Here is a 5,476-nt window from a genome sequence, read left to right as displayed (position 1 = left end):
GCCGGTGGCGATTCAGCCCGAAGCGGGGGCTGCTGCGGTCAGCGGCAGGGGTAGATGCGCACGACCGGCTCGCCGCGGGAGCTCACGGCGAAGGCGTCGATGCAGCCGCTGGCCGGATCGGGCCCGTAGACCACGGCGAAGCTGGGGGGCATGCCGCCCCCGGGGATGTTCATGACCATCTTGGGACGGCCATAGGCTTCCAGCAGTTCGGCCAGGGTCCTGTTCTGCCACTGCCGGTTCATGTCGGCCTCGCGCTCGGAGCGGGCGAGGGGGCTGGCGCTGGTGGAGGAGACGTGGGACTCGCGCGGGATGCGGTGGATTTCGTCGTGCGCGCAGGCAGCCAGGCCGAGCACGAGGCCCAGTGCGCAAGTGGCGCGCAGCGCGCCCGGCGGAGGCGCGCGCCGCCTCGTCGAATGAATTCTTTTTTCCACACCCCACCCTGTCCCGCGGGATTGGAACACAGTAGGGGCGGGCTGCGGCCGCCGCCTGCCCATTCGGGAGGAGCCCCGCGCCATTTCCTTGACGTGCGTCGGACTGCCACCACCGGCAGGCCAAAACTGCTACGGTGTTCCATGGCCACCCGCATCGAACACGACACTTTCGGGCCCATCGCGGTCCCGGCCGAGCGCCTGTGGGGCGCGCAGACGCAGCGCTCGCTGCAGAACTTCGACATCTCCGGCGAACGCCAGCCGCGGGAGATCATCCGGGCGCTGGCGCAGATCAAGCGCTCCTCGGCCGTCGTCAACCACCTGCTGGGCCTGCTGGACCAGCACAAGGCCGCCGCCATCATCGCCGCCGCCGACGAAGTGCTGCAGGGCGGCCACGGCGAGGAATTCCCGCTCGTGGTGTGGCAGACCGGCTCGGGCACCCAGACCAACATGAACGTCAACGAGGTGCTGGCCAACCGCGCCAGCGAGCTGCTGGGAGGCAGCCGCGGCGAGGGCCGCAAGGTGCATCCCAACGACGACGTGAACAAGAGCCAGTCGTCCAACGACGTCTATCCCACCGCCATGCACCTGGCGGCGGTGACGGCGATCAAGGAGAAGCTGCTGCCCGCGCTGGCGCAGCTGAAGGAGACGCTGGCCGGCAAGTCGCGCGACTTCATGGGCATCGTCAAGATCGGCCGCACCCACCTGCAGGACGCCACGCCGCTCACCCTGGGGCAGGAGTTCTCCGGCTACGTCGCCCAGCTCGAGCAGGCCGACCGCCACCTGCACGCCACCCTGCCGCACCTGTGCGAGCTGGCCCTGGGCGGCACCGCGGTGGGCACGGGCCTCAACGCCCCCAAGGGCTACGCCGAGAAGGTGGCCGAGGAACTGGCGCGCCTGACCGGCCTGCCGCTGGTGAGCGCGCCCAACAAGTTCGAGGTGATGGCCGCGGCCGACGCCCTGGTGCACGGGCACGGCGCGCTCAAGACCCTGGCGGCCAGCCTGATGAAGATCGCCAACGACATCCGCTGGCTGGCGAGCGGCCCGCGCAGCGGCATCGGCGAGATCCGCATCCCGGAGAACGAGCCGGGCTCCTCCATCATGCCGGGCAAGGTGAATCCCACCCAGAGCGAGGCGCTGACCATGCTGTGCTGCCAGGTGTTCGGCAACGACGTGGCGATCAACATCGGCGGCGCCTCGGGCAACTTCGAGCTCAACGTGTTCCGGCCCATGATCGCGCACAACTTCCTTCAGAGCGTGCGCCTGCTGGCGGACGGCATGCGCAGCTTCGACGAGCACTGCGCGAAGGGCATCGAGCCGAACCGCGAGCGCATCCAGGAGCTGGTGGACCGCTCGCTGATGCTGGTGACGGCGCTCAACCCGCACATCGGCTACGACAAGGCGGCGCAGATCGCGAAGAAGGCGCACCAGGAAGGCACCAGCCTGCGCGAAGCCGCCATCGCCTCGGGCCACGTCACCGGCGAGCAGTTCGACCAGTGGGTGCGGGCGGAGGACATGGTGGGCGGAGGCTGAATCGATACCGACTTCCGGACGCAGAGGACGCAAAGGGTACGCAGAGAACGCGAAAGAAAGCCTTTTAAAGGTTTTCTTGTCTCTTTTGCGTCCTCTGCGTATCTTTCGCGTCCTCTGCGTCCGGCAGTTGGTTTTCCCCCTCCGGGTTTTCGCTTGGGCCTTCCGTCTCCACGAGCTGTCGACGTTATGGTCTGAACTGTTGACACTTCAAAAACGCGTCTCCAATATCGGCTTCCCGCGGCCAGCGTGAAGCCGCAGACAAGGAGACCTGCATGTCAGTGAAGTCCGTCGTCGCCGCGCTGGCGATCGCGGCCGCGCTCGTCCCGGGTGCGGCCTCGGCCCAAGCTCCCGCCCCCTACGAAGCCACGCCGCAGCTGGTGGCCGCCGCGCAGAAGGAGGGCAAGGTCGTGTGGTATTCGGCCACCGACATCCAGGTCGCGGAGAAGCTCGCCCGCGCCTTCGAAGCCAAGTACCCGGGGATCAAGGTGCAGGTGGAGCGCTCGGGCGCCGAGCGCATCTTCCAGCGCATCAACCAGGAATACGGCAGCAGGATCTACAACGCCGACGTGGTGGAGACGTCGGACGCCGTGCACTTCATCCACTTCAAGAAGCAGGGCTGGCTGCAACCGGCCGTGCCGAGCGACGTGGCGAAGTTCTGGCCCAAGGAGTACCGCGACGCGGACGGCCAGTTCGCCGCCTACCGCGCCCACCTCTCGGTGATCGCCTACAACACCAAGCTGGTGCCCAAGGAGCAGGCGCCGAAGTCGCACGCCGACCTGCTCGACCCGAAGTGGGCCGGCAAGATGGTCAAGGCGCACCCGGGCTACAGCGGCACCATCATGACGGGCACCCAGGCGCTGTCGCAGTCCAGCCTGGGCTGGAAGTACTTCGAGCAGCTGGGCAAGCAGAAGATCATGCAGGTGCAGTCTTCCACCGAGCCGCCCAAGAAGCTGGCGGCCGGCGAGCGCCCCGTGATGGCCGACGGCAACGAATACAACGTCTTCCTGCTGAAGGAAAGCGGGGTGCCGATCGAGCCGGTCTATGCGCCGGAGGGCACGCCGCTCGTGATCGGCAACGCGGCGATCCTGAAGAACGCGCCCAACCCCAACGCGGCGAAGCTGTTCTACCACTTCATGTTCTCGCGCGAGGCGCAGCAGCTCAATAGCGACATCGGCGGCCTGCGCTCCTTCCACCCCGAGGTGAAGGAGAAGGCCGGGCGCACGCCGCTGGCGCAGATCAAGCTGCTGAACTCCGACCCGACCCAGCTCGACGCCGAGACGATCAAGAAGAAGTACGAAGAGTATTTCGGGACCTGACGCAAGATGTCGGTCGCCCTGCCGGACGCACCGGTTGCCCTCGCAAGGCCCCAGTTCCGCCTCGACCTGCTGCGGCCCGCGTTCTACGTGCTGGCCGCGGTGCTGGTGGTGCTGGTGGTGCTGCCGCTCGGCTGGCTGGGCTACTACAGCATCGTCGACAAGGACGGCCAGTTCACGCTGGCCAACTTCGCCACGCTCGTCACCGACAACACGCTGCGCAAGCCCTTCGGCGTGGCGATCGCGATGGCGCTGGCGGTGGGCGCGCTGTCCTGCGCGGTCGCGGCGCCGCTCGCCTGGCTGGTCGCACGCACCGACCTGCCGGGCCGGCGGCTGGTGCGCGCGCTGGTGATGGCCTCCTTCGTGACGCCGCCCTTCCTGGGCGCGATCGCGTGGGAGATCCTTGCCGCTCCCAACAGCGGCCTGCTCAACGTGGCCTGGCGCGCGCTCACCGGGGCGCAGCCCTACGACGCGCTGGTCGACATCTACAGCTTCGAGGGGCTGGTGTTCGCCATCGCCTGCTACACCTTTCCCTACGTCTTCACGCTGGTGGCCAACGGGCTGGACCGCGTCCCTTCCGACCTGGAGGACGCCTCGTCCATCCTCGGCGCGCGCGGCTGGACCACGCTGCGCACCATCACGCTGCCGCTGGTGCTGCCGGCGATGCTGGCCGGCTCGCTGATCGCCGTGCTGCAGGCGCTCACCATGTTCGGCTCGCCGGCCATCCTGGCGCTGCCGGCGGGCTTCCACGTGATCACCACCAAGATCTGGAGCCTGTTCCAGTACCCGCCCAAGCCGGGGCTGGCCGCCGCCGCTTCGCTGCCCCTGCTGCTGATCACCGTGCTGCTGCTGCAGGGCAAGGCCTGGGTGCTGGGGCGCAAGGGCTACACGGTGCTGGGTGGCAAGAGCGGCGAGCCGCGCGTCACGCGCCTGAGGGGGTGGATGCCGCTGGCCCTGGCCTTCGCCTTCGTCGTGCTGTCGCTCACCGTGCTGCTGCCTTACGCGGCACTCGCCAGGACGGCGCTGACGAAGAACGGCGTCGCGGGCCTGACGCTGCACAACTTCCACTTCGTCTTCTTCGAGTTCTCGGCCACGCGGCTGGCGATGTGGAACACGATGCTGCTCGGGTTCTCCACCTCGACCATCGGCACCGGCCTGGCGCTGCTGGCCGCCTACATGGTCTCGCGCAACCCGGTGCGCGGTGCGCCCTGGCTCGGCATGCTGGCGACGGCGCCGGTGGCGATCCCCGGGATCGTGCTCGGCGTGGGCCTGTTCCTCACCTACTCGCATCCGCAGCTGATGCTGTACGGCACGCTGTGGATCCTGCTGATCGCCTTTCTCACCATCGAGATGCCGGCCGGCTACCAGCAGATGGCGGCGGCCTTCCACGGCATCCATCCCGAGCTGGAGGACGCGAGCCGCATCCTCGGCGCGAGCCGGCTGAAGACGCTGCGCCTGATCACGGCGCCCCTGCTGCGCACCAGCGTGATCGCCACCTGGTGCTTCGTCTTCATCGGCACCATCCGCGAGCTCTCGGCCACGATCCTGCTCACCACGGCCAACACCAAGCTGGTGTCCGTGATCATCTACGACCTCAACGAAAGCGGCGACATGGGCGCGATCTCCGTGCTGGGGATCCTGCTGCTGGTGGTCTCGTTCGCCGTCGTCCTGCTGGCCACCCGGCTGCCGCTGCTGGGCGGCCCGCGCCTGCCGGCCCTGCGCTGAAAGACAACGAATGGCTTTCCTGGAACTGGACGCCCTGTCGAAACGCTACGCCGGCGCGGCGGTGGTGAAGGACCTCTCGCTCGCGGTCGACAAGGGCCAGCTGGTGTGCCTGCTCGGGCCCTCCGGCTGCGGCAAGACCACGACGCTGCGCCTGATCGCCGGCTTCATCGAGCCCGACGCCGGCGAGATCCGCGTCGGCGGCCGGCGCATCTCCGCGCCGGGGCGCAGCGACCCGCCCGAGCGGCGCAACATGTCGATGATCTTCCAGAGCTACGCGCTGTGGCCGCACATGACGGTGTTCGACAATGTCGCCTACGGCCTGAAGCTGCGCGGGCTGGCGAAGGGCGAGGCGCAGCAGCGGGCGGAGACCATCCTCGCGACCACCCGGCTCTCGCAGCTCGCGCAGCGCTATCCCGGCGAGCTCTCGGGCGGGCAGCAGCAGCGCGTCTCGCTCGCCCGCGCGCTGGTGGTGGAGCC

The 5,476-nt window shown here is 68.6% G+C and carries 5 protein-coding genes; 4 read left to right on the top strand and 1 reads right to left on the bottom strand.

The features are described from left to right. Positions 1-38 precede the first annotated feature (38 nt). Positions 39-353, bottom strand: a complete 315-nt coding sequence (locus VFM98_RS21680; protein WP_325111965.1) for a hypothetical protein — start codon at positions 351-353, stop codon at positions 39-41. 219 nt (positions 354-572) lie between these two features. On the opposite strand from VFM98_RS21680, the gene fumC reads away from it, so the two are divergent. The 4 genes from fumC to VFM98_RS21660 all read left to right on the top strand — a co-directional run. Further along, positions 573-1,961, top strand: a complete 1,389-nt coding sequence (gene fumC, locus VFM98_RS21675; RefSeq protein WP_325111964.1) for a class II fumarate hydratase — start codon at positions 573-575, stop codon at positions 1,959-1,961. Positions 1,962-2,233: 272 nt separating this feature from the next. Then, entirely contained in the window at positions 2,234-3,277 is a 1,044-nt protein-coding gene (locus VFM98_RS21670; RefSeq protein WP_325111963.1) for an ABC transporter substrate-binding protein, read from the top strand. A 6-nt stretch (positions 3,278-3,283) separates the two neighbouring features. Beyond that, complete coding sequence (locus VFM98_RS21665) at positions 3,284-4,999, top strand: iron ABC transporter permease (protein WP_325111962.1); 1,716 nt, start codon at positions 3,284-3,286, stop codon at positions 4,997-4,999. Positions 5,000-5,009: 10 nt separating this feature from the next. After that, a partial coding sequence (locus VFM98_RS21660; protein WP_325111961.1) for an ABC transporter ATP-binding protein occupies positions 5,010-5,476 on the top strand: 467 nt, incomplete at its 3' end.

The sequence above is a fragment of the Ramlibacter sp. genome (genome assembly GCF_035706265.1).
Lineage (GTDB): Bacteria > Pseudomonadota > Gammaproteobacteria > Burkholderiales > Burkholderiaceae_C > Ramlibacter.
Note: the sequence above shows the minus strand (reverse complement) of the source record. Positions and strands in the feature narration are given on the sequence as shown.

Excerpts from the sequence above, each read along its gene's own strand:
- fumC (WP_325111964.1), top strand. The coding sequence starts at position 573 with ATGGCCACCCGCATCGAACACGACACTTTCGGGCCCATCGCGGTCCCG.
- VFM98_RS21670 (WP_325111963.1), top strand. The coding sequence starts at position 2,234 with ATGTCAGTGAAGTCCGTCGTCGCCGCGCTGGCGATCGCGGCCGCGCTC.
- VFM98_RS21665 (WP_325111962.1), top strand. The coding sequence starts at position 3,284 with ATGTCGGTCGCCCTGCCGGACGCACCGGTTGCCCTCGCAAGGCCCCAG.